General features: G+C 71.4%; 23 protein-coding genes. 10 read left to right on the top strand and 13 right to left on the bottom strand.

Annotation, left to right across the window (positions count from 1 at the left end; all coding sequences use genetic code 11):
* On the top strand, window positions 1-1,548 hold the full coding sequence (aceB, locus tag ACQP2F_RS35280; RefSeq protein ID WP_433295248.1) for a malate synthase A: 1,548 nt from the start codon (window positions 1-3) through the stop codon (window positions 1,546-1,548).
* Between the two features lie 4 nt (window positions 1,549-1,552).
* Window positions 1,553-2,683, top strand: coding sequence for a DUF6986 family protein (locus tag ACQP2F_RS35275; RefSeq protein WP_433295246.1), 1,131 nt, complete (start codon window positions 1,553-1,555; stop codon window positions 2,681-2,683).
* Window positions 2,684-2,704: 21 nt separating this feature from the next.
* On the opposite strand, the gene ACQP2F_RS35270 is transcribed toward ACQP2F_RS35275, so the two are convergent.
* On the bottom strand, window positions 2,705-3,262 hold the full coding sequence (locus tag ACQP2F_RS35270) for an RICIN domain-containing protein (protein WP_433295244.1): 558 nt from the start codon (window positions 3,260-3,262) through the stop codon (window positions 2,705-2,707).
* Window positions 3,263-3,337: 75 nt separating this feature from the next.
* Entirely contained in the window at window positions 3,338-3,604 is a 267-nt protein-coding gene (locus tag ACQP2F_RS35265; RefSeq protein WP_433295242.1) for a helix-turn-helix domain-containing protein, read from the bottom strand.
* 37 nt (window positions 3,605-3,641) lie between these two features.
* On the opposite strand from ACQP2F_RS35265, the gene map reads away from it, so the two are divergent.
* Window positions 3,642-4,457 (top strand): type I methionyl aminopeptidase, encoded by an 816-nt coding sequence (gene map, locus ACQP2F_RS35260; protein WP_433295240.1) that lies wholly within the window; start codon window positions 3,642-3,644, stop codon window positions 4,455-4,457.
* Window positions 4,458-4,481: 24 nt separating this feature from the next.
* Here map and alc read toward each other — a convergent pair whose 3' ends face one another.
* Both alc and allB read right to left on the bottom strand, forming a co-directional pair.
* Window positions 4,482-5,471, bottom strand: a complete 990-nt coding sequence (gene alc / locus ACQP2F_RS35255) for an allantoicase (RefSeq protein WP_433295238.1) — start codon at window positions 5,469-5,471, stop codon at window positions 4,482-4,484.
* Window positions 5,472-5,473: 2 nt separating this feature from the next.
* Complete coding sequence (gene allB, locus ACQP2F_RS35250) at window positions 5,474-6,784, bottom strand: allantoinase AllB (protein WP_433295236.1); 1,311 nt, start codon at window positions 6,782-6,784, stop codon at window positions 5,474-5,476.
* Between the two features lie 62 nt (window positions 6,785-6,846).
* Between allB and ACQP2F_RS35245 the strand changes: the two genes are divergently transcribed.
* The 5 genes from ACQP2F_RS35245 to ACQP2F_RS35225 all read left to right on the top strand — a co-directional run bounded on the left by ACQP2F_RS35245 (window position 6,847) and on the right by ACQP2F_RS35225 (window position 10,765).
* Window positions 6,847-7,233 carry a cupin domain-containing protein gene (locus tag ACQP2F_RS35245; protein WP_433295234.1) on the top strand — a complete coding sequence of 129 codons (387 nt, stop codon included), beginning with the start codon at window positions 6,847-6,849 and terminating at the stop codon, window positions 7,231-7,233.
* The gene (locus ACQP2F_RS35240; RefSeq protein WP_433295232.1) at window positions 7,230-8,405 is read left to right on the top strand and encodes a phosphotransferase family protein; all 1,176 of its coding nucleotides are present in this window, start codon (window positions 7,230-7,232) and stop codon (window positions 8,403-8,405) included. The genes ACQP2F_RS35245 and ACQP2F_RS35240 overlap by 4 nt, the downstream gene beginning before the upstream one ends.
* On the top strand, window positions 8,402-9,544 hold the full coding sequence (locus ACQP2F_RS35235; RefSeq protein ID WP_433295230.1) for a protein-L-isoaspartate O-methyltransferase family protein: 1,143 nt from the start codon (window positions 8,402-8,404) through the stop codon (window positions 9,542-9,544). Before ACQP2F_RS35240 ends, ACQP2F_RS35235 begins: the two co-directional genes overlap by 4 nt.
* 84 nt (window positions 9,545-9,628) lie before the next feature.
* Window positions 9,629-10,156 (top strand): DUF6817 domain-containing protein, encoded by a 528-nt coding sequence (locus ACQP2F_RS35230; RefSeq protein WP_433295228.1) that lies wholly within the window; start codon window positions 9,629-9,631, stop codon window positions 10,154-10,156.
* An 18-nt stretch (window positions 10,157-10,174) separates the two neighbouring features.
* On the top strand, window positions 10,175-10,765 hold the full coding sequence (locus ACQP2F_RS35225) for an HAD family hydrolase (RefSeq protein ID WP_433295226.1): 591 nt from the start codon (window positions 10,175-10,177) through the stop codon (window positions 10,763-10,765).
* A gap of 168 nt (window positions 10,766-10,933) precedes the next feature.
* Here ACQP2F_RS35225 and ACQP2F_RS35220 read toward each other — a convergent pair whose 3' ends face one another.
* Window positions 10,934-11,740 carry an aminoglycoside N(3)-acetyltransferase gene (locus ACQP2F_RS35220; protein ID WP_433295224.1) on the bottom strand — a complete coding sequence of 269 codons (807 nt, stop codon included), beginning with the start codon at window positions 11,738-11,740 and terminating at the stop codon, window positions 10,934-10,936.
* Window positions 11,741-11,799: 59 nt separating this feature from the next.
* Window positions 11,800-13,368: a phospholipase D family protein gene (locus ACQP2F_RS35215; protein WP_433295222.1), complete on the bottom strand. Its 1,569-nt coding sequence runs from the start codon at window positions 13,366-13,368 to the stop codon at window positions 11,800-11,802.
* Window positions 13,369-13,466: 98 nt separating this feature from the next.
* Between ACQP2F_RS35215 and ACQP2F_RS35210 the strand changes: the two genes are divergently transcribed.
* A complete protein-coding gene (locus tag ACQP2F_RS35210; protein WP_433295220.1) occupies window positions 13,467-13,592 on the top strand; it encodes a hypothetical protein in 126 nt (41 codons plus the stop codon).
* On the opposite strand, the gene ACQP2F_RS35205 is transcribed toward ACQP2F_RS35210, so the two are convergent.
* From ACQP2F_RS35205 to ACQP2F_RS35195, 3 genes are read right to left on the bottom strand one after another with little or no spacing between them, the layout of a single operon-like run.
* A complete protein-coding gene (locus ACQP2F_RS35205) occupies window positions 13,582-14,238 on the bottom strand; it encodes a class I SAM-dependent DNA methyltransferase (RefSeq protein WP_433295218.1) in 657 nt (218 codons plus the stop codon). The two genes, ACQP2F_RS35210 and ACQP2F_RS35205, sit on opposite strands and share 11 nt — an antisense overlap.
* 29 nt (window positions 14,239-14,267) lie before the next feature.
* Window positions 14,268-15,119 carry an NAD-dependent epimerase/dehydratase family protein gene (locus ACQP2F_RS35200; protein ID WP_433295216.1) on the bottom strand — a complete coding sequence of 284 codons (852 nt, stop codon included), beginning with the start codon at window positions 15,117-15,119 and terminating at the stop codon, window positions 14,268-14,270.
* A 5-nt stretch (window positions 15,120-15,124) separates the two neighbouring features.
* The gene (locus ACQP2F_RS35195) at window positions 15,125-16,321 is read right to left on the bottom strand and encodes an aminopeptidase (RefSeq protein WP_433295214.1); all 1,197 of its coding nucleotides are present in this window, start codon (window positions 16,319-16,321) and stop codon (window positions 15,125-15,127) included.
* An 88-nt stretch (window positions 16,322-16,409) separates the two neighbouring features.
* Between ACQP2F_RS35195 and ACQP2F_RS35190 the strand changes: the two genes are divergently transcribed.
* On the top strand, window positions 16,410-17,171 hold the full coding sequence (locus ACQP2F_RS35190; protein WP_433295212.1) for an alpha/beta fold hydrolase: 762 nt from the start codon (window positions 16,410-16,412) through the stop codon (window positions 17,169-17,171).
* On the opposite strand, the gene ACQP2F_RS35185 is transcribed toward ACQP2F_RS35190, so the two are convergent.
* The 4 genes from ACQP2F_RS35185 to ACQP2F_RS35170 form a co-directional block, all read right to left on the bottom strand.
* A complete protein-coding gene (locus ACQP2F_RS35185; RefSeq protein ID WP_433295210.1) occupies window positions 17,125-17,934 on the bottom strand; it encodes a polysaccharide deacetylase family protein in 810 nt (269 codons plus the stop codon). The two genes, ACQP2F_RS35190 and ACQP2F_RS35185, sit on opposite strands and share 47 nt — an antisense overlap.
* A gap of 72 nt (window positions 17,935-18,006) precedes the next feature.
* Complete coding sequence (locus tag ACQP2F_RS35180) at window positions 18,007-18,972, bottom strand: pirin family protein (RefSeq protein ID WP_433295208.1); 966 nt, start codon at window positions 18,970-18,972, stop codon at window positions 18,007-18,009.
* A 1-nt stretch (window position 18,973) separates the two neighbouring features.
* Window positions 18,974-19,414 carry a MarR family winged helix-turn-helix transcriptional regulator gene (locus tag ACQP2F_RS35175; RefSeq protein ID WP_433295206.1) on the bottom strand — a complete coding sequence of 147 codons (441 nt, stop codon included), beginning with the start codon at window positions 19,412-19,414 and terminating at the stop codon, window positions 18,974-18,976.
* 183 nt (window positions 19,415-19,597) lie between these two features.
* Window positions 19,598-20,992: an alpha/beta fold hydrolase gene (locus ACQP2F_RS35170; RefSeq protein ID WP_433295204.1), complete on the bottom strand. Its 1,395-nt coding sequence runs from the start codon at window positions 20,990-20,992 to the stop codon at window positions 19,598-19,600.
* Between the last annotated feature and the right edge of the window lie 60 nt (window positions 20,993-21,052).

Below are 21,052 nucleotides of genomic sequence, written 5' to 3'. Positions count from 1 at the left end.
ATGACCGAGATCCTCAGCGATGACGCTGTGGCCTTTGTTACCGAGTTGAACCGGCGATTCCGGGGGCGGCGCAACGAGCTCCTGGCCGCCCGGGCCGCGCGACGGGCCGAGATAGCCGCCGGGAAGTCGCTCGACTTCCGGCCCGAGACGGCCGAGATCCGCGCCGCCGAGTGGTCGGCGCCGGACGCGCCCGAGGACCTGAAAGACCGCCGGGTGGAGATCACCGGGCCGACCGAGCGCAAGATGACCATCAATGCGCTCAACTCCGGGGCCAAGGTCTGGCTGGCCGACCTCGAGGACGCGAACACACCGCACTGGGCCAATGTCGTCGACGGGCAGCAGAACCTCTACGACGCTGTCCGGCGCACCATCACGCTCGAGACGCCGCAGAAGAAGTACGAGCTCAACGGCGGCCCCTACCCGACGATCGTGGTGCGGCCGCGAGGCTGGCACCTCGACGAACGGCACCTGCCGGTGGACGGCGAGCCGGCCGTCGGCGCGCTTGTCGACTTCGGCCTCTACTTCTTCCACAACGCGGCCGAGCTCATCGCCCGCGGCAGCGGCCCCTATTTCTACCTGCCGAAGATGGAGTCGCACCACGAGGCGGCCCTCTGGAACGACGTCTTCGACTTCGCGCAGGACACTCTCGGCATTCCGCGCGGCACGATCCGGGCCACCGTGCTCATCGAGACCATCCCGGCGGCGTTCGAGATGGAGGAGATCCTGTACGCGTTGCGGCCGCACATCTCCGGGCTCAATGCCGGCCGGTGGGACTACCTGTTCAGCATCATCAAGTACTTCCGCGACAACCCGGCGATGATCCTGCCCGACCGGGCCGCCGTGACGATGACCGCGCCCTTCATGCGGGCCTATACCGAGCTGTTGGTCTCGACCTGTCACCGGCGCGGCGCGTTCGCGATGGGCGGCATGGCGGCGTTCATCCCGAGCCGCCGCGACCCGCAGGTCAACGAGGTCGCCCTGGCCAAGGTCCGCGACGACAAGGAGCGCGAGGCCGGCGACGGCTTCGACGGATCCTGGGTGGCGCACCCCGACCTCGTGCCGGTCTGCCGGGAGATCTTCGACCGGGTTCTCGGCGACAAGCCCAACCAGCTCGACAAGCAGCGCCCCGACGTCTCGGTGACCGCCGCCCAACTGCTCGACGTGGCGTCGACGCCGGGCGAGGTGACCGAGGAGGGCCTGCGCAACGACGTGTCGGTCGGGCTGCAATACCTGGAGGCGTGGCTGCGCGGCAACGGCGCGGTCGCGATCAACAACCTCATGGAGGACGCGGCGACGGCGGAGATCTCGCGCTCGCAGGTGTGGCAGTGGATCCACAATGACGTACGCCTGCCCGACGGCACCCCGATCACGGCCGAGCTGGTGAAGACGATCGAGGACGAGGAGCTGGCTGCGATCCGGAAGGCGATCGGCGACGAGGCGTGGGCGGGCTCGCGCTTCGACGACGCGCGCCAGCTGTTCGAGCGGGTCGCCCTCGCGGATGATTTCGCCGACTTCCTGACCACCGCGGCGTACGACTCGATCGACTGATTACATGGGGTTGAGCGAGGAAGACTACGCGGAGTTCGACGTACGGCTGGCCGCTCACGATGCGTTCCTGCGTGACCGTTACCCAGGAGAGCGGCCGGGCCGTCAGCCGATCCACACGGTCTACATCCCGGCCGACAAGCTGGACAGTTTCCGCGAGTGGGGCGACGTCGCGATGGACGACTTCCCCTGGCCCGAGCTCGCCGGCGACGTGCGGGCCAAGCTCGACCGCGAGCCGATCGAGGACCTGCGCGTCGACTTCGAGGACGGCTACGGGGTGCGCGCCGACGACCAGGAGGACGCCGCGGTCAAGCGAGCGGCCCAGATCCTCCGGGCGGGCCCGTTGCCGCCGTTCGTCGGCATCCGGATCAAGTCGCTCGAGGCGGCCACCCGCCGGCGCGCGCTGCGTACGCTCGACCTGTTCCTCGAGTCCTATCAGGACACCTTCGCCATCACGTTACCCAAGGTGAGCGGTCCCGATCAGGTGAGCGCGATGGTCACGCTCTGCGAAAAGCTCGAGAAGTCGTACGGGTTGAGCGCCGGCACCCTGCGTTTCGAGATCCAGATCGAGCTGCCGGCCGCGGTGCTGGGCGCCGACGGCACCGCGACGGTCGCCCGCCTGATCACCGCCGCCGCCGGCCGCTGCATCGGCCTGCACTACGGCACCTACGACTACAGCGCCGCGGCCGGTGTCGCCGCCGCGTACCAGTCGATGGAGCATCCGGCCGCCGACTACGCCAAGGCGGTCATGCAGGCCGCCGCCGCCCAGACCGGCGTGCGGCTGTCCGACGGCTCGACCAACATCCTGCCGGTCGGTTCGCCGGCCGAGATCCGGTCCGCCTGGCAGCTGCACTACCGCCTGGTGCGCCGATCCCTGGAACGCGGCTTCTACCAGGGCTGGGACCTGCACCGCGCGCAGCTGCCCACGCGCTACGCCGCGACCTACGCCTTCTTCCGTGAGGGCCGCGACGCCGCCGTCGAGCGCCTGCACCGCTACCTGTCCCGCCAGCAGTCGGGCATCGCCGACGAGCCGGCCACCGCTCGCGCGCTGGCCGGCTACCTGCTGCGCGGCCTGGACTGCGGCGCCCTCACGGACGCCGGCCTGCCCCGCAGCGACCTGCTCGAGCTGGCCCGTTAGGACGTTGCCGGGCGAGGTCCGTCACGGGTAGAAGCGGTCGACCCACCACCACTGATCGTCGTACTCCTTGTGGCAGCCGTACTGAATGAGCTGGACGCCGTCGTTGCCGCTGCTGCCGGGCACGGCCAGGCACAGTCCGCTCTTGCGGTTCTTCAGCATCCAGCCGTGGTGGTTCGCGTAGGACAAGAACTCCCACTGCTGATCCCAGAGGGACGCGGTGCGGTCGTACTGGATCGCGCCGGCTCCCGCGTCCGTGCGGCCGTTGGGAATGGCGACGACTTTTCCGGACTTGTCGTTCTGGATGTTCCAGTAGTCGCCGTTCTTCCGGAGGATCCACGACTGGTCGGTGATCGGGCGGGTGGCATCGGGGGTGTTGAGGATGTGGTACTGGATGATCTTGGCACCGTTCTGCGTCTGCCCGCCGTTCACCGCCATCCGCTTGTCGGCGTGCGCGTAGCTGTAAATCTCGAAGAAGCCGCCGTCAGCCAGGGCGTCGTCGGCCCGGGCCGGCGCCTGCACGGCAAGGGTGACCAGCAGGGCGAGGGCTGAGCTCGTCCCGAGCATGCGTCCTATCCGCATCTGACCTCCACTGTGGACGTCAGGTCATCTAAGGACGGTCACCCAAGGGTGTCAAGGCGTGCCGGCGAGTGACGTCTAGGACGCCTGGCGGACGGGGGTCTCGGCCAGCCACACCTCGGCCAGGTCGGCGAGCGGCACCTCGAGGGCCTGGCTGAGGCCGACCACGGTGCCGAAGGCGGGCGCCGGGAGGCGGCCTGCCTCGATCTTGCGCAGCGTCTCGGGCGAGATGCCGGCCGCCAGCGCCACCTCCACCAGGCTGCGGCCGCCCCGCGCGGCCCGGAGGGCGACGCCGAGGCGCCGGCCGGCGGCGATCTGTTCGGCGGTGAGCGGCTGGCGAACCATGGTATAAAAATACCGCATCGGGGAAGGGAAGACTGTCGTGATCGAGCTCAAGTCCGCCGACGAGATCGGCAAGATGGCGGTGGCCGGCCAGTTCGTCGGCGAGCTGCTGGCCGAGCTGAGCGAGGTGGCCGCGGTCGGGGTCGACCTGATGGACATCGAGCACCACGCCCGCCGACGGATCAAGGAGCGCGGCGCCGAGTCCTGCTACTGGGACTACGCGCCGTCGTTCGGCCGTGGCCCGTTCCGCAACGTGCTGTGCCTGTCGGTCAACGACGCGGTGCTGCACGGCCTCCCGCATCCGTACGTGCTGCGCGACGGTGACCTGCTCAGCATCGACATGGCGGTCGGCATCGACGGCTGGAACGCCGACTCGGCGCTGTCGTTCGTCGTCGGCACGCCCGACCCGGCCGACCTCCAGCTGATCGAGGCCACCGAGGTCGCCCTCGAGGCCGGCATCGCCGCCGCTCAGCCCGGCGGCCGCATCGGCGACATCTCGCACGCGATCGGCGAGGTCGCCCACTCCTACGGCTACGGCGTCAACGGCGAGTTCGGCGGCCACGGCATCGGCCGCACCATGCACGAGGCCCCGCACGTCGCCAACAGCGGCCGCGCCGGCCGGGGCATGCGGCTCGACCCCGGCCTCACCATCGCCATCGAGCCCTGGTTGTGCCGGACCACCGACAAGATCAAGTTCGACCCTGACGGCTGGACGATCCGCTCGGCCGACGGCTCCCGCACGGCGCATTCCGAGCACACGGTCGCCATCACCCCGGCCGGCCCGCGGGTGCTGACCGGTCGCCCGGCCCCGGTCGGCAGCGCGCGGCCGGACTACTCGGACGACCGGAACTCGTAGGTCTTTCCGCCGGCGGAACCCGACTCAGCCCTTCCCGGCGTGGCGGCGGAACTTCTCGTCGAGGAACTTCCGGTCGGGCCGGCCGATGATGCGCAGCCGGGCCATCCCGCCGTCCGGATAGATGTCGAGCCGCACCCGGTCAGCCGGCCGGCCCGGGCGCACGGGGAACCGGTGCGGGGTGTCCGGCGCGAGCGCGACCCGCGGCAACACGTCGAACCACGGCCCGCCGCCGAGCGAGCCATGTACGGCGGCGGCGCCGGGCGCGTTGCCCTTGAAGTGGCTGGTGTCGAGGTCGACGAACGCGATCTCGGCCGGCGCCGCGAGCGTGACCTCGGCCCACTCGTTGCCGTCGGCGCGGCGGCGGGCCGTCTCCCAGCCGTCGCCCATGTGCTGCGCCAGGCCCGGCATCAGCACGTTGTGCGGGCGCCCGAAGAACATGTTCGAGCAGCCGGAGATCTGCCCGCCGGCGGCGATCGCGGCCACGTCGAACACCTCGGGGAGCAGCGACGGGTCGGGCACCACGTCGCCGTGCACTCGCAGCCGGGCGACGCCGCCGTCGGGATAGATCGTCAGGCGCACGTGCGTGAAACGGCGAGCGTCGTCGACCGGGAACAGGTTGCGGGTGTCGCCCTCGAGCGGCGATCTCGGCACCAGCGGCACCCATTCGGCGGCCTCGAGCACGGCCGGGGTGGGGTAGCCGTCGACGGCCACCGCGTCGATCGAGGCGTGCGTAGGGTAGTTGCCGACGAAGAACGCTGTGTCGATGTCGACGCCTCGGATAACGCCGGGCGCCCCCAGCCGTACGATCGCCCGATCCTGCCCCGGTGAGCGCCGGCGCCGGGTCTCCCAGCCGTCGTAGACCTGGCCCTTATGGTCGAAGGTGCGGGGCGTGAAGGTCGGCGCCGAGGGCAGGACCAGGTGGTCGGCGGCCGCGAAGAACTCGTCGTCGGCGAGGACGACACCGCCGCCGAGCGCGCGCGAGGCCAGATCGGTTCGGGTGGTGAACTCTTCCACGGTCAGGCCTCCCGGGTCAGAAAACGGCCCGCGGCCGCGTCGTTGGTCACTCTGCGTCCGCGCAGCCAGGTCGTGCGGACTACTCCGTGCAACTTCCTTCCCGCGTACGGGGTGACCGGGTTCTTGTGGTGCAGCAGGCGCGCGTCGACCACGAAGGTCTCCTCGGGGTCGAACGCGACGAGGTCGGCATCGGCCCCCGGCTCGATCCGGCCCTTCCGCGACAGGCCGGCCAGCCCGGCCGGGCGCCGCGCCATCCAGTCGACCACGTCGGCGAGCCGGTGACCACGGTCGCGGGCCGCCGTCCAGATCACCGGCAGGCCCAGCTGCACCGACGCGATGCCGCCCCACGCCGCCGCGAAGTCACCGGTGTCCCGGCGCTTCAGCTCGGGCGTACACGGCGAGTGGTCGCTCACCACGCACGTGATCAGGCCGTCGGCGAGCGCCCGCCAGAGCTGGTCGGCGTTCGCGGCGTCCCGGATCGGCGGGCAGCACTTGAACTCGGTCGCGCCGTCGGGGATGCGGTCGGCGTCCAGGGTCAGATAGTGCGGGCAGGTCTCGGCGGTGACGCGTACGCCCGCCGCTTTCGCCTCGGCGATGAGTGGCAGCGCGCTCGCCGCCGAAAGATGAAGGATGTGAATGCGGGCGCCGGTCTCCCGGGCGGCTTCGATCGCGGTGGCGATCGCGGCGTTCTCGGCCGACGGCGGACGGGTGGCGAGAAAGTCGGCATAGGCCGCGGACGATGCCGCCTCGTGCAGGTGCCCGGGGTCCTCGGCGTGCACCACGAACAGCGCGTCGACGGTTTCCAGCGCGGTTCTCAGCCCGGCCGCGGAGACCGGCGGGAACTCGGGAACGCCCGAATCGGCGAGGAACGCCTTGAAGCCGAAGACGCCGGCCTCGTGCAATGCCGGCAGCGAAGCCGCGTTGCCCGGGACCGCGCCGCCCCAGAATCCGACGTCGACGTGGATCTGTCCCTTCGCGGCCGCCTGCTTGACCCGCAACGCATCGACGTCGATCGTCGGCGGCAGGCTGTTCAGCGGCATGTCGACGATCGTGGTGACCCCGCCGGCCGCGGCCGCTTTCGTGGCGCTGGCGAAGCCCTCCCATTCCGTACGACCGGGCTCGTTGACATGCACATGGGTGTCCACCAGTCCCGGCAGCAACGCGGTGTCGCCGAGGTCGATCTGCTCGTCGGCGTCGAAAGCGGCGTCGTAGCCGGCGACCGCGACGATTCTTTCCCCGTCGACCACGACCGTCGCGGGGTGTTCCCGATCGCCCACGACCGTGCGGCGGGAGCGGATGACGAGATCGGCCATGCCCCGACCTTAAACGGAATCTCGCTTCGGCTGATCCCTTTGCCCGTGGCAGGCTGGCGCACATGGAGCAGCCCGTGAACCTGACCGCCGCGCTGGCCTCGTTCGACGACGTCTACAGCCCGCGGATCGTGACCCGGATGAATGACTACGACGTGCGGATCGCGCACACCCGCGGCGAGCATCTGTGGCACGTGCACGAGCACACCGACGAGTTCTTCCTGGTGCTCGACGGTCAGTTCGACATCGCGTTGCGCGACCCGGCCGAGCGGACGGTCACCCTGCACAAGGGAGATGTCTTCGTGGTGCCCAAGGGCGTCGAGCACAAGCCGTCCTCGCCCGGCGGGTCGATCCTGATGTTCGAGCCGAGCGGCACGGCGACCACCGGCGACCGGCACGAGGGCGAGATCCCCGACCACGTCGACTCGACCATCGGGCACGAGCTCACGTGAGGCGTACGGTCGAGCTGGTCCTGGTATCGCCGGAGGGCGAGTTGCTCGGCGCGCTTCCGCCCGTCGCCGCCTCCGCGCCGTGGTGGCAGGAGGTCGGCGAGGTCGCCACGCCCGCGTGTCAGGTCCTCCGCCTGCTGTACGCCGACCGGCCGGCCCCGCCCGGCGGCCATGTCACCTACCTGGCCGAGTGGTCGCCCGGCGCCGGTTCGCCACCCGCCGCCCTCGTGCCGCTCGACGCGGGCGTCGATCTCGCGCCGCATCCCTTGCGTGCCCCCTACGCCGAGGTCGGCGGGCCGGCGGCGTCGCTGGCCTGGGCCCTCGAGGCCGCCGGCGCTGCGCACGCCCGCCAGATCCGGACGTGGAACCTCTCGGCGATCTGGCGGCTCGACGACGCCGGTGAGCGGCCGATCGCGTGGCTGAAGCAGGTCCCGTCGTTCTTCGCGCACGAGCCGGAGGCCATCCGCCTGGTCTCGTCGATCGTCCCCGGGCTGGTCCCGCCCCTGCTGGCGGCCGGCGACGCGGGCCGCATGCTGCTGGGCCACGTCGAGGGCGCCGACCGTTACGAGGCCGGCGCCGAGCTGTGCGGGCGGATCGCCTCGGCGTTCCATCCGATTCAGGTGGAGCTGGCGCTTGACTCTCCCCCAGGGGGAGACCCCAGTCTGAACGCCATCCCGGACGGGAGCATCGATCCACAGCGGATCGCCCGCCTCGCGGAGCCGTATCTTGACGACATAAAGGGCTTGGGATCGTTGGTCGACGGCTTGCCGGCACGGCTCGCCGCGGTCGAGGAGTGCGGGCTGCCCGTCACTCTCGTCCACGGTGACCTGCACCCCGGCAACGTGCGCACCGACGATGCCGGCCGTCTGACCATCATGGACTGGGGCGACTGCTTCCTCGGCAACCCGGCCTTCGACATCCTGCGGCTGACCGGCTGGATGACGGACGACTCCGAGCCGGTGCTGCGTGCGTGGGCGCAGCGATGGGAGCGGGACCGGCCGGGCAGCGACCCGATGCGCGCCGTCGAGCTGCTGCGCCCGGTCGCGCAGTTGCGGGCCGCCGCCACCTACGCGGCCTTCATCGCCGCGATCGAGCCATCGGAATGGCCCTATCACGCGGACGACATCCCCGCGTGCCTCACGGCGGCCGTCTCCGCATCTATCGTGAAGGAGTGACGGACCCGCGCCGGGACTATCTCGACCAGATCCTGCGGAGCGGCGTCTCGCTTCCGCCGGCGCTGGCCGCGGCGTTCGCGAGCGTGCCGCGGGAGGCGTTCGTGCCCGAGGGCTTCCAGCGCCGCGACGGCAGCTGGGTGCACCCGGCCGACCCCGACTTCCTCGCCACCGTCTACCGCGACGACGTGCTGATCACCAAGGTCGACGGCAAGGTGCCGATCAGCTCGTCGAGCCAGCCGTCGCTGATGGCCATCATGCTGATGGCGCTGGGGGTCACGCCGGGCATGCGGGTGCTCGAGATCGGCGCTGGCACCGGCTACAACGCCGCCCTTCTCGCTGCGCTCGGGGCGACGGTGACGAGCATCGACGTGCAGGCGGACGTGGCCGACCGGGCGCGCTCGGCGCTGGCCCGGGCGGGTGTGGCGGGCGTACGGGTGCAGCACGCCGACGGTTATGCCGGACTGCCGGGGGAGCGGTTCGACCGGGTGATCGTCACGGTCGGGATCGGTGGGCTGTCCCCGCACTGGCTCGAGCAGCTCGACCCCGGCGGTCTGGTGATCGCGCCGGTGAAGCAGGCCGGCACGCACCCGGTCCTGGCCGTCGCCGACCCGTCCGACGCCCGGGTGGTGTGCGCGTCCGGCTTCATGGCCGCCTCCGGACCGCTCAACGCCGACCATCCGTACGCGTTCCCGGCTCCCGCCCCGGCCGGCGCGCTGACCGGCCTGGTGCAGGCCGCCCCGTCCCGCTTCGACCCGCCCCTGACCGAGATCGCCTACCGCGACCTGTGGTTCGCCGCCGGCGCCTGGTCGCACCGCGCCACCCACGCCCTGCTGCCCAGCACCGCCCTGCTGCCCGGCACCGCCGTCCCGTCCGGCGTCACCGCCGTTCCCGGCCGCGACCAGAGCTGCCTGGCCCTGCTCGACGAGCCCCGCACCGGCGGGGCGGTCGTCCTCCCCGACGGCACCGTCCTGGCCGGCGGCCACGCCGCCCTGCGCTACGGCGCCATGGCCGTCGAGATCATCGACCGCTGGATCGCGGCCGGCCGCCCACCGATGCAGGCCTGGCGGGTGGGCCTGACCCTCACCGGCGAGGACAAGTCCCCGATCTGGGCGCCGCACACCTGGGAGCTGCGGCCGTGACCACCCCGTCCCCGCCTCCGCCCCCGCCTCCGCCTCCGCCCCCGCCTTTGTCGCCGTCGCCGTCCTCGTTCGGGAGCCACGACCATGACCGACACCGTTCTCGCCTGGCTCCGCGACCGGGGCGCCGAGTCGATCCCGCACGCCGGCGGATCGCTCTACGACCACCTCGGCCGGGTCGCCGACCGCCTGGCCGCCCACGGCGCCGGCCCCGCCCTCCGGCTCGCCGCGCTCACCCACGCTGCCTACGGCACCGACGGGTTCCCGACCTCGCTGCTCGACGTCGCCCGGCGGGCCGAGCTGCGGGCGCTGATCGGCGACGAGGCCGAGGAGCAGGTCTACCGCTATGGGGGCTGCGACCGGGGCCGCACCTGGCGGGCGCTGCCCTCGTCCGGGCTGATCTGGAGCCGCTTCACCGGGCACAGCGAGGCGCCCACCCCCGAGGCCCTGCGCGCCTTCGCCGACCTGAGCATCGTCAACGAGCTGGACGTCTACGAGCGCTCGCCGGAGATCGCCGAGAAGGCCGGCGACTACTTCCGCTCGCTCTTTCCCACCTGGTCGCCGGTGGCGTCGGAATCGGTGCTGGCCGACGCCCGCGACGTGCTGAAACTTTGATCACGTAACCTGCGGTACGTGCGGCTACCCCTTCCCGACGGCGACTTCAAGGCCTACCTCTTCGACTGCGACGGCACCATCACCGACTCGATGCCGGCCCATTACCGGGCCTGGACGGGCGCGCTGGCCGAGTGGAACTGCGACTTCCCCGAGGACCTCTTCTACGACTGGGGCGGCCGCCCGGTCGTAGAGATCATCGAAGACCTCAACCGGCGTCACGGCCTGGCCATGCCGGTGGCCACGGTCGCCGCCCGCCAGGAGGCGCTGTTCAAGACGGGCCTGGCCGAGATGCGGGCGGTGCCGGGCGTGCTGGCCCACATCCAGGAGGCGTACGAGCGCATCCCGTTCGCCGTGGTCTCCGGCAGCACGCGCGACTCGGTCACCGCGTCCCTGACCGCCCTGGGTCTGCTCCATCACTTCCCGGTGATGGTCTGCGCCGGTGACTACGCGCGGCCGAAGCCGGATCCCGAGGCGTACCTGATGGCCGCCCGCCTGCTCGGCGTGGCGCCGGCCGAGTGCCTGGTCTTCGAGGACACGGCCCTGGGCGTCCAGGCGGCCACGGCGGCCGGCATGGCGTCGGTCCGCGTGCCGCCACCCTGGCTGCGCTGATTCCGCCACCCTCGACCGGGGCGTCGATGCCCCCGCAACGAGGTGCCGGTCAGGGAAGACGACCTCCTGCGCGGGCGCCCATCGGTGCGGGGTGCCGTTCATGGGCGCGTGTCGTTCATGGGCGCATGCCGTTCATGGGCGCATGTCGTTCTGCGCGGCGGCCGGCGATCACCGGCGGTGGGTGCGCATCCACTCCGTGGCGAAGTCGACCAGGCCGGCCTGGGGCATCAGCCGGGCCTCCGCATCGCCGACCGGGCCGATGCTCACCGCGCCCGTTGCCTCGAATGCCTTACCTATTTCGGAAAAGTCCGAAGTGTCGGTGTCGGGAGCGATCCAAGTTATCCAGCGGGCCGAGCCGTCGGGCCGGCGTACGGCGGCGCCGAACTCGGTCAGCGGCGGGTTCGGCTGCCGGAACTCGGCCAGATGCAGCGACGTGTTGCGGTCGTGCCCGCAGCCGATGAGCAGCACCTTGCCACGCTCGCGGTAGATCGCGCCCAGCGGCGACGCCTCCCCGAGCCCGTCGTCGAGCCGATGGTCGGCGACCACCTCGGCCGCCTTCGCGCCCAGCGCCGCGAACGACACCTCGGGATGCGAGCTGCGCAGCGCGCCGGGCCAGCTGCGCACGATCTCCGGCAGCACCCCGACCCACCAGCTGGGCGTCCGCCGCGGGTCGAAGCCGGGGCTCTGCTCCCGGATGACCGGCCACCACTCGGCCGGCACCGGGGGATTGCGCCATCCGGCCGGATCGGAGTTGAACGACGTGTGGGTGGGCACGACCACGGTCCCGCCGGCGCCGGCGCCGGCTTCGGCGCCGACGACGTCGATCAGCGCCTGCACCACGGCCTGCGCCATGCCGGCTACGAAGCCGATGGCCCGCACCGACGAATGCACGATCACGACGTCGCCGTCCGTCAGCCCGAGACGGCGGAGATCCGCGGCCAGCGATCCCACGGTATGCGGCTGCCTCTGCGTCACCGCGCCAGTATGGCGTCTCACCCCACCCGTCAGGCGAGCCGTTATCCGCGCCGCGAGCTCTAGAAGGTGTTGTTCCGCCGGGCCCGCAGTGGGCGGCCGTCGGGGTCGTACATGAGGCGATACACCGGCAGCGCCCACATGCGGCGGTGCCAGGGCATGCGGGAGACGGAGTGCGGGAAGAGGCGGCCGGGCGGGCGGTCGCCCCGGCGGCCGGCCTCGCGCCAGGCCTGCAGGCGGTCGGCGGCGGCGGACATCTCGCGGACGGCCGATTCCGGGTCCAGCAGCAGTGTGTCGTCGTCGGTGTCGAGGTGCTCGCGCATCAGCGCCAGGCGGAGGTCGCGGGCGAAACGCCGGGCGCGGTCGCCGGTGCCGGCCGGATCCAGCGGGGCCCGGTCGTCCTCGGCCGTGTCGAGGATCGCGCACGAGAGCTCGCTGTCGTGGGTCCAGGAGCGGCGGTTGAAGTTGTCGCTGCCCACGCTGCACCAGACGTCGTCGATCACGCAGACCTTGGCGTGCACGTAGACCGGCGTGCCGGCGTGGTTCTCCAGGTCGAAGACGTGCACGCGGTCGCCGGCGGCGGTCTTGCATAGCTCGATCGCCTGTTCGCGGCCGATCTCGTTGGGGGGCAGGGCGAACCGGCCGTCGACGTCGGGGTGGCGGGGCACGACGGCGACCAGGTGCAGGTCGGGGTTGGCGCGCAGCGCGTCGGCGAACAGTCGGGCGACCTCGGTCGACCACAGGTACTGGTCCTCGAGGTAGATGAGCCGGCGGGCGTTGCGGATGGCCTTGATGTAGCCGCGCGCGACCGTGCGCTCGCCCTTGGGCGCGAACGAGTAGGCCGGGCGCATCGCCGGATAGGTCCGCAACACCTGGATGGCCAGCGTGCCGCACTCGGGCGGGTCCGGCGGCTGGTCCGGCAGGCCGTCGGCGTTCTGGTCGGCGTGCTTGACCCGGTCGACCAGCGTCGCGATCGGGCCGTGCTGGTCGAGCGGCACGGGATCGTTCCAGCGCTCGCGGAAACAGAGATCGAGGGCCCCGACCACCGGGCCACGCAAGGCCATCTGCACGTCGTGCCAGGGCGGGGTCTTCCCGTACGCGGCGGCCATGCGCAGGGCTTGGCGATCACCCCCGTGGTCGGCGTCGTCCCGGCGGCTGTGGCACAGGTCGATGCCGCCGGCGAAGGCGATGTCGAGCTCGGGGCGGCCCGGGTGCCGCAGGACGACCAGCTTCTGGTGGTGCGAGCCGCCCCGGCGTACCCGCTGGTCGAGAAGGACCTCCCCGCCGGCCTCGCGGATCTCGTCGCCCAGGTTGCGGTTCTCCTCCTCGCTGTAGGAGAGCTTGTCCCAGTGCGAGCGCCAGAGCAGGCCCTTGACGATCACGCCGCGTTTGGCCGCCGCCGCGAAGAGCTGGGCGATCGTCGGACCCTCGTCGCGAACCAGCTCGTCCGGGTCGCCGCGCCAGTCGGTGAAGAAGAGGTGGTCACCCGGTTGGAGGCTGTCCACCTCGGCCGCCAAGCGGTCAAAATACGTTATTCCGTGAATTAGTGGTTCGGCCGTGTTTCCCGTGCTCCACGTGGGTATGGAGGAGCTCGGGTTGCCGCGCTCACGCGTACTGAGGAACCAATCCACCGCAGCCCCATCGAGGTCGACGAAGCCCTCACGCTATGCCCCTTGACGGGCGCCCGCACGCTGAAGGCGCTCAGTGATACTCCGGAGGGACCCCGCTCATGAGCAGCGAGCCGCTCACCACGACTTCCGACGCCGTCACCGCCGACTCCGCCGAAAAGGGCCTGCTCATCGCGGTCCTGCTCCTCGTGCTCCTCGGAGTGGGCGGCATGCTCTTCATGGTCTGACCGCACGCACCGAGAACGTCGTGGGGGTGGGCCCGCCGCCCTCGGCGAAACGATCGAGGATCAGCCCGGCGTCCAGGAATGACCGCAGCAGGACGGGCAGGGGGAAATGGGTGGCGCCGACCCGGTTTCGTACGCCCTCGGTGGTCCATGAGTCCTTGGTCCAGTGCCCGTCCAGGTAGCCGGGCCTGATGATCACGGCCGCCGGATCGCTGCGGTCGGCGAAGCCCCCGCAGAACGCGGGATGCACTCCGACGTGGACGAACACGCCGCCCGGACGCAGGATCCGGGCGGCCTCCCGCACGACGTCCGGGTAGGCGGGCATGTCGGTGTGCACCATGATCGAGATCACAGCGTCCAGCGCGGCGTCGGCGACCGGCAGGCGGGTGGCGTCACCCTGGGCGATGGGGAGACGACCCCGGGCGTACGCGAGCATGCGTCCCGAAAGATCGATGCCCAGCGGTTCCCGGCCGAGCTCGCGCAGTTGAGCCGCGTGGACGCCGGTTCCGCAGCCGAGCTCGAGAACGGGCCCGCTCCCGGCGCCGAGCAGCGTGGCGATCGACCGCCGGATGCCGATCGGATCGCCGGGCGTGCTGCGCGGCAGGAAGTCGGTCTCGTACCAGTCCGCGATCTCGTCGTATACCGCCATCACGTCATCGTGCCCGGCGGCCTCCGGGACTATCGCCCCGCGCGGTTAGCTGTCAGCGAACGCAGCACGTCGCGCGCGGTGGTCAGCAGGGGAGTGACGGGACCCATCTCGGGCGCCGGCGTGCGGTGCAGCGTGGGCCAGAGCTCCCGCGGCCGGGCCAAGGGCACCTTATCCGGAAGTTTCGGCACAACCTCCACGATCGTTCCGGCGGCCTCGGCGCAGGTCTCGATCAGCCCGGTGAAGGACGTCTCCTCGCCGGCCGCGGTGAATGCCCCACCTCGGTCGTTCGTCAGCACATTGACGATCAACCGGGACAGGTCGCGGGAGTCGACCAGCTGGATCGGCTGCCGCGGATCGGCGGCCAGCTCCACGACCCCGCCCCGGGCCGCGGCCAGCACCCAGTGGTTGAGGCCGGGCTGGGTGTCATGCGGCCCGGCCACCTTGCACGGCCGCACGATCGTGGCCCGCGAGCCGTAGCGGGCCGTCACGTCCTGCTCGCAGGCCACCTTGGAGGGACCGTAGGTCTCGTCGGTCAACGGCCACACCGCATCCCGCCGGGGCGGCCGCAACCCCGGCCCGGCGCCGTCGAAGACGACGTGACTGGAGACGAGCAGATAGCGCCCGACCCGATCGCCGAGCACCGACATGGCCTGGGCCACGTCCGCGGCCACGTACGACGTCACGTCGACGACCGCGTCCCAGGAACCGGTCCGCAGCGCGTCCCAGTCGCCCGCGTACCGGTCGCCGATGCGCTTCTCCACCCCGGGGAAGAGATCGTTGCGTCCCCGGTTGAAGAGCACCGGCTCATGGCCGTCCACGAGCAGACGCTCGACCGCCGCCCGCCCCACGAATCCGGTGCCGCCCAGCACCAGCACCCGCATCGTGCTCAGAGCACCCACTCGTCGTCGCGGATGATTTCGACGGTGCCCTTGGGGCCGGTGCCGGTGACCGTGATGCCGTCGCCGCCGATGACCACGTCGGTGTGCACGCCGGACATGTTCAGCCCCAGCTCGGCCCGCTCCGGCTCGCTCAGCGTCATGCCGCCCTCGACCGCGAACGGGAAGCTCTGCCCCCACGCCACGTGGCAGCCCGCGTTCTCGTCGAAGAGCGTGTTGTGGAAGACGATGCCGGCCTTGGCGATCCGGCTGTCCTTGTCGACCAGCGACACCTCGCCCAGCCGGGACGCGCCCTCGTCGGTGCGGACCTGGGCCCGGACCACGTCCTCGCCCTCATCGGCCCGGATGTCCGTGATCTGGCCGTCGGCGAAGGTCACCCGCAGGCCGGTGACGAGCTGGCCGAGGATCACCATCGGCTTGGTCACCCGCATCACGCCGTCGGCACGGCGCCGGTCGGGGCTGGTGAAGACCTCCTCGGTCGGGATGTTCGGCATGTACGCGATGCCGTCCCCGTCGATCATGCCGCCGCCGGTCCAGCGCGCGTTCGCGGGCAGGCCCACGGTCAGATCGGTGCCCTCGCCCACGTAGCGGATCTCGGTCAGCTCGAGCTGGTCGAGCTCTCGGGCGCGGGCGCCGAGCGTGGCCGACCGCCGCTGCCACTCGGCGGCCGGGTCGGCCGCGTCCAGGCGCATCGCGGTGCCGACCGCCGCCCACAACCGGTCCATGTCCGGCTCGCCGAAGATCTGGGTGGCCCAGCCCGGGTTCGGGGCGGCCACCACGCTCCACCGCATGCGGCCGAAGAGCGCGCGGCGCCGGGCCTGCATCTCGCCGAGGCGGCGGGCCGCGACCTTGGCCGGGTCGGCACCGTCGAACAGATGCGGGTTCGCGTCGCCGACCAGGGCGATCGAGGCGACGCCGGCCTCGGCCCACTCCTCGATCCGGGCGAGCGCCCACGGCCGGCTGCGGCTCAGCTCCTCGACGCTCGCGTGGTCGACGGCCGAGCGCAGCATCGGCCCGTCCGTCCAGTTCGTCTCGACCCAGGCCGCGCCCGCCGCGTAGGCCGCCTCGACGACCGCCCGGGCGATCTCGATGTGTGCCGTGTCGGTGTCGACCACGACCCCCTGCCCCGGCTGCACGTTGACCCCGGCCCGAACCACCAGCTCGGCGAAGCTCTCGATCTGTCCCATCCGGTCAGCGTAGATCAGACGTCCGCACGCCGAGGCCCCGTGCAACGAGGGTGCGGCGGGCGCGGGGAATGCCTATAGTCACCACCCGATGACTCTTGCTCATGATGTCGCGGGCGACGGCCCGCTCGTGGTTCTGGTGCACTCGTTCGTCTGCGACCGCCGCATGTGGGATCCGCTGGTTAGCGCCCTGGTGGACGCCGGCTGTCGGGTGCTGCGGTGCGATCTGCGCGGGTTCGGCGAGTCGCCGATGCCGGTGGCGGCCTACAACGACGCCGACGACGTCGTGGCGCTGGTCGGGGACGAGAGCTTCGCGCTGGTGGCCGCGTCCGGCGGGGGACAGGTCGGGCAGGAGATCGCGGCTCGCTGGCCCGAGCGGGTCACGGCCCTGGTGCTGCTGTGCAGCGCGACCCGCGGCCACGAGCCGAGCAAGGAGCTGCGCGCGTTCGGCCGGCGGGAGAAGGAGCTGATGGAGGCCGGCGATCTCGACGGCATGACCGAGCTCAACGTCGAGATGTGGCTGGGCCCGGAGGCGGACGAGCAGACCAGGGCGGCCGTACGCACGATGCAGCGCCGGGCCTTCGAGGTGCAGATGGCGCAGGACGACGAGCCCGAACCGACCGAGTACGCCTACGAGCTCGAGTGGATCACCGCGCCGACCCTGCTGATCACCGGCGGCCACGACGTCCACGACTTCCGCGAGATCGCCGACGAGGTCGCGAAGACCATCCCCGGCGCGACGCGCAAGCACCTGCTCTGGGCCGGTCACCTGCCGAGCATGGAACGGCCCGATCTGACGAACCCGATCATCCTCGATTTTCTGGCGACGACCCGGCCGGCGCCGACGCGATGAGGTCCGACACCGTGGCGAAGCCGTAGCCGCGCTCCTTCAGCCCCGCAATGATGCCGGGCAGAGCGTCGAGCGCGATCAGGCGGCGCGGATCGCCCACGTCATGGGAGAGGACGATCGATCCCGGCCGTACGGAATCGGCTATGTCCTTCGCCTGGCCGCCCGGATCGCGGCGGAAGCGCCGCTCGTGCATCTGCCGGTCCCAGAGGATCACGTCGTAGCCGAGCGAGTCCGCCGCCAGCACCGTCGACCCGCCGAGGTGGCCGTAGGGCGGGCGCATCAGCGTCGGCGTACGCCCGAGCTCGCCCTGGATCATCTGGTGGGTACGCCAGAGGTCGTCCCGCACCGCCCCCAGGTCCATGGTCGCGAGATCGTGATGGGCCCAGGAATGATTGCCCACCTCGTGACCGGCCAGCCGGTCGCGCACCAGCCCGCCGTGCGCCCGCACGTTGCGGCCGACCATGAAGAAGGTCGCCGGGACGCCGGCCTCCTCGAGCACGTCGAGGAAGCGCGGCGTCCAGTTCGGACCGGGGCCGTCGTCGAAGGTCAGCGCCACGACCGGAGCCGAGGTCGACACGAAGTAGCGGACCGTCACCGACGAGCGCGCGATCGCCGACGGCGTGTCGGCCGCCGACGCGTAGCCCCCGCCGAGCGGCGGATGGTGCGGGATCTCCGACGCGCCGAGCAGCCCGGCCGCCGCGCCCATCATCGTGAGTCCGGCACCGCGTAGCAACGCGCGCCGATTGAAGCGATCCCCCGTGATCATCTGCACAGGGTGATCTATCCGCGCCACCCCGGGCATCTGACGGAAGACGGAATGCGATAGCCGAAAGTCGGATCAGGTGTGCGGGACCCGGCCGGCCGGGATGACGCCGAGGCGGCCCTTCTGGAAGTCCTCGAACGCCTGGGCCAGCTCCTCGCGGGTGTTCATGACGAACGGCCCGTAGTGCGCCACCGGCTCCCGGATCGGCCGGCCGCCCATGATGAACAGCTCCATGGCCGGGATGTTCGAGTCCTGCGCCGGGTCGGCCTCGACCCGGATGGCGTCGCCGGGGCCGTGCGCCGCCAGCTGCCCGATGTGCAGCGGGCGCTTCTCGACGCCGACCGTGCCGCGGCCGGCCAGCACGTACACCAGCGCGTTGTAGTCCGGCTGCCACGGCAGGTCGAGCCGGGCGCCCGGCTGGAGCGTCACGTGCGCCAGGTTGATCGGCGTGAACGTCGAGCCCGGGCCGTCGTGGCCGTCGATCGAGCCGGCGATGACCCGGATCAGGCTGCCGCCGTCGGGCGAGGTCAGCAGCGCCGCCTGCTTGCCCCGGATGTCCTGGTACTTCGGCTCGATCATCTTCGCGGCCCGGGGCAGGTTGACCCACAGCTGCAGGCCGTGGAACAGCCCGCCGCTGGTGACCAGGTGCTCCGGCGGCGCCTCGATGTGCAGGATGCCCTGCCCGGCGGTCATCCACTGGGTGTCGCCGTTGGTGATCGTGCCGCCACCGCCCATCGAGTCCTGGTGATCCATGATCCCGTCGATCATGTAGGTCACCGTCTCGAAGCCGCGGTGCGGGTGCCACGGCGTGCCCTTGGGCTCGCCCGGCGCGTAGTCGACCTCGCCCATCTGGTCGAGGTGGATGAACGGGTCGAGCTCGTTGAGCGGCACCCCGGCGAAGGCGCGCCGCACCGGGAAGCCCTCGCCCTCGTACCCGGAGGGAGCGGTGGTCAGCCGGCGGATCGGGCGGAACTTCGTGTCCGCCGCGAGCTGGGGCAGCCGCGGCAGAACCAGGACGTCGTCGACGGTGATGGCGGGCATCTCAGGCCTTCCTTACTTTGTCGAAAACCCGGTGGATGACCTCGAGCTCGTCGGGGTCGAGACGATCGATGAACCGGTCGCGGACCGTGACCAGGTGCAGGGGAGCCGCGTTCTCGAGGGCGGTCATGCCCTCGTCGGTCAGCACCGCTTCCTGGCCACGCCCGTCCTCGGGACACGGCTGCTTGCGCACGAGGCCACGCTTGACCATCGAGTTGATCTGGTACGTGATGCGGCTGGGCGAGAACACGAGCCGGCCGGCCAGCTCACCCATCCGCAGCCGCCGCTCGGGCGCCTCGCTGAGCACGACCAGAACGTGATAGTCGTTCATGCTGAGACCGGTCTGCGCCCGCAGCTCATCCTCGAGGTGCGTGTGCAGCGCCCAGGAGCTCTCGATGAACGTACGCCAGGCGCGCATCTCGTCCTCGGTCAGCGGTTCGGCCATGACCGCACTCTAACTCTTTCAAATCTGAAATAACAAGGTTCTGAAATAACAAGGTGCCGCCCATCACGCTTGCGACCGGAGAGGACACGCGGCGTGGGGCTGCGCGTCGTGGGAAGGCGCGCGGGGAGGGGTTGCGGCGTCGGAACGGCGCAACCGGGGGGCGGGCGCGCGGCGCGGGGTTTGTCATGGTGTGGCACCCGGGATGGTTTCGGCTCGGACGCGGTCCAGCAGGGCGGCGAACGCGGCGGGCTGGTCGAACATCGCGCGGTGGCTCGCGTTCCGGAGCGTGACGATCTCTTTGTGCGGCGCCTTCAGGCCGGCGAACCAGGCATTCAGGTCGCGTACGCGCGCCGGCACCTCGCGGTCTCCGATGACGAAGTAGGTCGGCACCGACAGGGCCGGCACCTGGGCGGCGAAGTCGACCGTGCGGACGCGAGGGTAGTAGGCGTCGAACGCGTCGAGGAAGCCGGAGATCACGTGGACCTTGTCGAGCGGGGACAGCTCGGGGGCGCCCGCGTCGGCCAGCAGCGCGCCGGCGTTGTCGGAGCCGTAGACGCGGTCCTCGTTGGCGATCATCGGCTCGTACCCGTAGATGGTCGGGTAGGGCGGCCGGCCCGCCTCGGTCAGCCGCGCGACCAGGGAGGCGTCGCCGTGCTCGCGCGCCCAGGCCAGCGTGTCGTCGTACTGCGTGCGGTCGCTGGCGGTCGGATCCGCCACCTGGCCCACCCCGACATAAGCCGCGAAAAGGCCGGGCTCATCCTGTACGGCGAGGGTCGCCCCGATCGTGCCACCGGAGTGCGCCACCAGGTAGATCTTGTCGCGGCGGAACCGGCGGCGCAGGTAGTCGGTGACGTCGAGGACGTTGCGCTTCTCGTCCTCGACCGTGAACGTCGGGGTGGGATCGAGCGCGCCGAACGACCGGCCGCCGCCGCGCCGGTCCACCGTCACAACCAGGAAGCGCTGCTCGAGCCCGCCCAGCCGCTGACGCATGGCGGCCAGCTCGGAGCCGCCGGGCGAGCCGGGGACGAACAGCAGGAGGGGGAGATCGGCGCGGGCCCCTCGGATCATCAGGCCGAGCTTCCCGGCGTACGTCAGCTCGGAGATGCCACCCGGAATCGGCGTGACGCGCCCCGGGAGGGCGACCACCACCGCGGTCGCGAGAACCACGACGGCCAGCACCCCGGTCAGGAAGCGCCCCACCCACCGGAAGGGGTTGCGGCTGTGCCGCCGGGAGCCGGCGCCGTAGGCCGCGGCCACGCCCATCGGCAGCAGCGTGAGCAGGGCCAGGAAGCCGCGGCCGACGATGAGCGCGAGCACGCCGAGGTCGCTGGGGCGCGGGAAGTCGACGGTCGGCCCGGTGAAGCCGACCCGGGTGATCTCGGCGGCCACCACGAACAGCAGCGGGGCCAGAAAGATCGCCGAGCGTGAACGGTAGACGCGCCCGGCCACCGCGCCGACCGCGACGCTGACCGCGATGAGGATGACGGCCTCGTAGCCGAAGATCGGCCCGCGCGGCCGCCAGAACGCCGCGAGCACGCCCCAGACCAGCGCCGGAAGCAACCCCACGCCGCGGACCATGGTGGGACGGTAGTGGAAAATCGATGCCCGGCGCTGCCCCCGGGCGGTTAACGTGCGTGC

This window comes from Actinoplanes sp. CA-030573, from assembly GCF_050951115.1.
Taxonomy (GTDB): domain Bacteria; phylum Actinomycetota; class Actinomycetes; order Mycobacteriales; family Micromonosporaceae; genus Actinoplanes.
The sequence above is the reverse complement of the archived record's forward strand: the minus strand, read 5'-3'. Positions and strand labels throughout refer to the sequence as shown.

Bases quoted from the DNA above. Each gene is read 5' to 3' on its own strand.
- ACQP2F_RS35210 (WP_433295220.1), top strand. From the start codon at position 13,467: ATGAGCAGCGAGCCGCTCACCACGACTTCCGACGCCGTCACCGCCGAC.
- ACQP2F_RS35205 (WP_433295218.1), bottom strand. From the start codon at position 14,238: ATGGCGGTATACGACGAGATCGCGGACTGGTACGAGACCGACTTCCTG.
- aceB (WP_433295248.1), top strand. From the start codon at position 1: ATGACCGAGATCCTCAGCGATGACGCTGTGGCCTTTGTTACCGAGTTG.
- ACQP2F_RS35200 (WP_433295216.1), bottom strand. From the start codon at position 15,119: ATGCGGGTGCTGGTGCTGGGCGGCACCGGATTCGTGGGGCGGGCGGCG.
- ACQP2F_RS35245 (WP_433295234.1), top strand. From the start codon at position 6,847: ATGGAGCAGCCCGTGAACCTGACCGCCGCGCTGGCCTCGTTCGACGAC.
- ACQP2F_RS35195 (WP_433295214.1), bottom strand. From the start codon at position 16,321: ATGGGACAGATCGAGAGCTTCGCCGAGCTGGTGGTTCGGGCCGGGGTC.
- ACQP2F_RS35180 (WP_433295208.1), bottom strand. From the start codon at position 18,972: ATGCCCGCCATCACCGTCGACGACGTCCTGGTTCTGCCGCGGCTGCCC.
- ACQP2F_RS35275 (WP_433295246.1), top strand. From the start codon at position 1,553: ATGGGGTTGAGCGAGGAAGACTACGCGGAGTTCGACGTACGGCTGGCC.
- ACQP2F_RS35175 (WP_433295206.1), bottom strand. From the start codon at position 19,414: ATGGCCGAACCGCTGACCGAGGACGAGATGCGCGCCTGGCGTACGTTC.
- ACQP2F_RS35270 (WP_433295244.1), bottom strand. From the start codon at position 3,262: ATGCGGATAGGACGCATGCTCGGGACGAGCTCAGCCCTCGCCCTGCTG.
- ACQP2F_RS35230 (WP_433295228.1), top strand. From the start codon at position 9,629: ATGACCGACACCGTTCTCGCCTGGCTCCGCGACCGGGGCGCCGAGTCG.
- ACQP2F_RS35170 (WP_433295204.1), bottom strand. From the start codon at position 20,992: ATGGTCCGCGGCGTGGGGTTGCTTCCGGCGCTGGTCTGGGGCGTGCTC.
- ACQP2F_RS35185 (WP_433295210.1), bottom strand. From the start codon at position 17,934: ATGATCACGGGGGATCGCTTCAATCGGCGCGCGTTGCTACGCGGTGCC.
- allB (WP_433295236.1), bottom strand. From the start codon at position 6,784: ATGGCCGATCTCGTCATCCGCTCCCGCCGCACGGTCGTGGGCGATCGG.
- ACQP2F_RS35190 (WP_433295212.1), top strand. From the start codon at position 16,410: ATGACTCTTGCTCATGATGTCGCGGGCGACGGCCCGCTCGTGGTTCTG.
- ACQP2F_RS35265 (WP_433295242.1), bottom strand. From the start codon at position 3,604: ATGGTTCGCCAGCCGCTCACCGCCGAACAGATCGCCGCCGGCCGGCGC.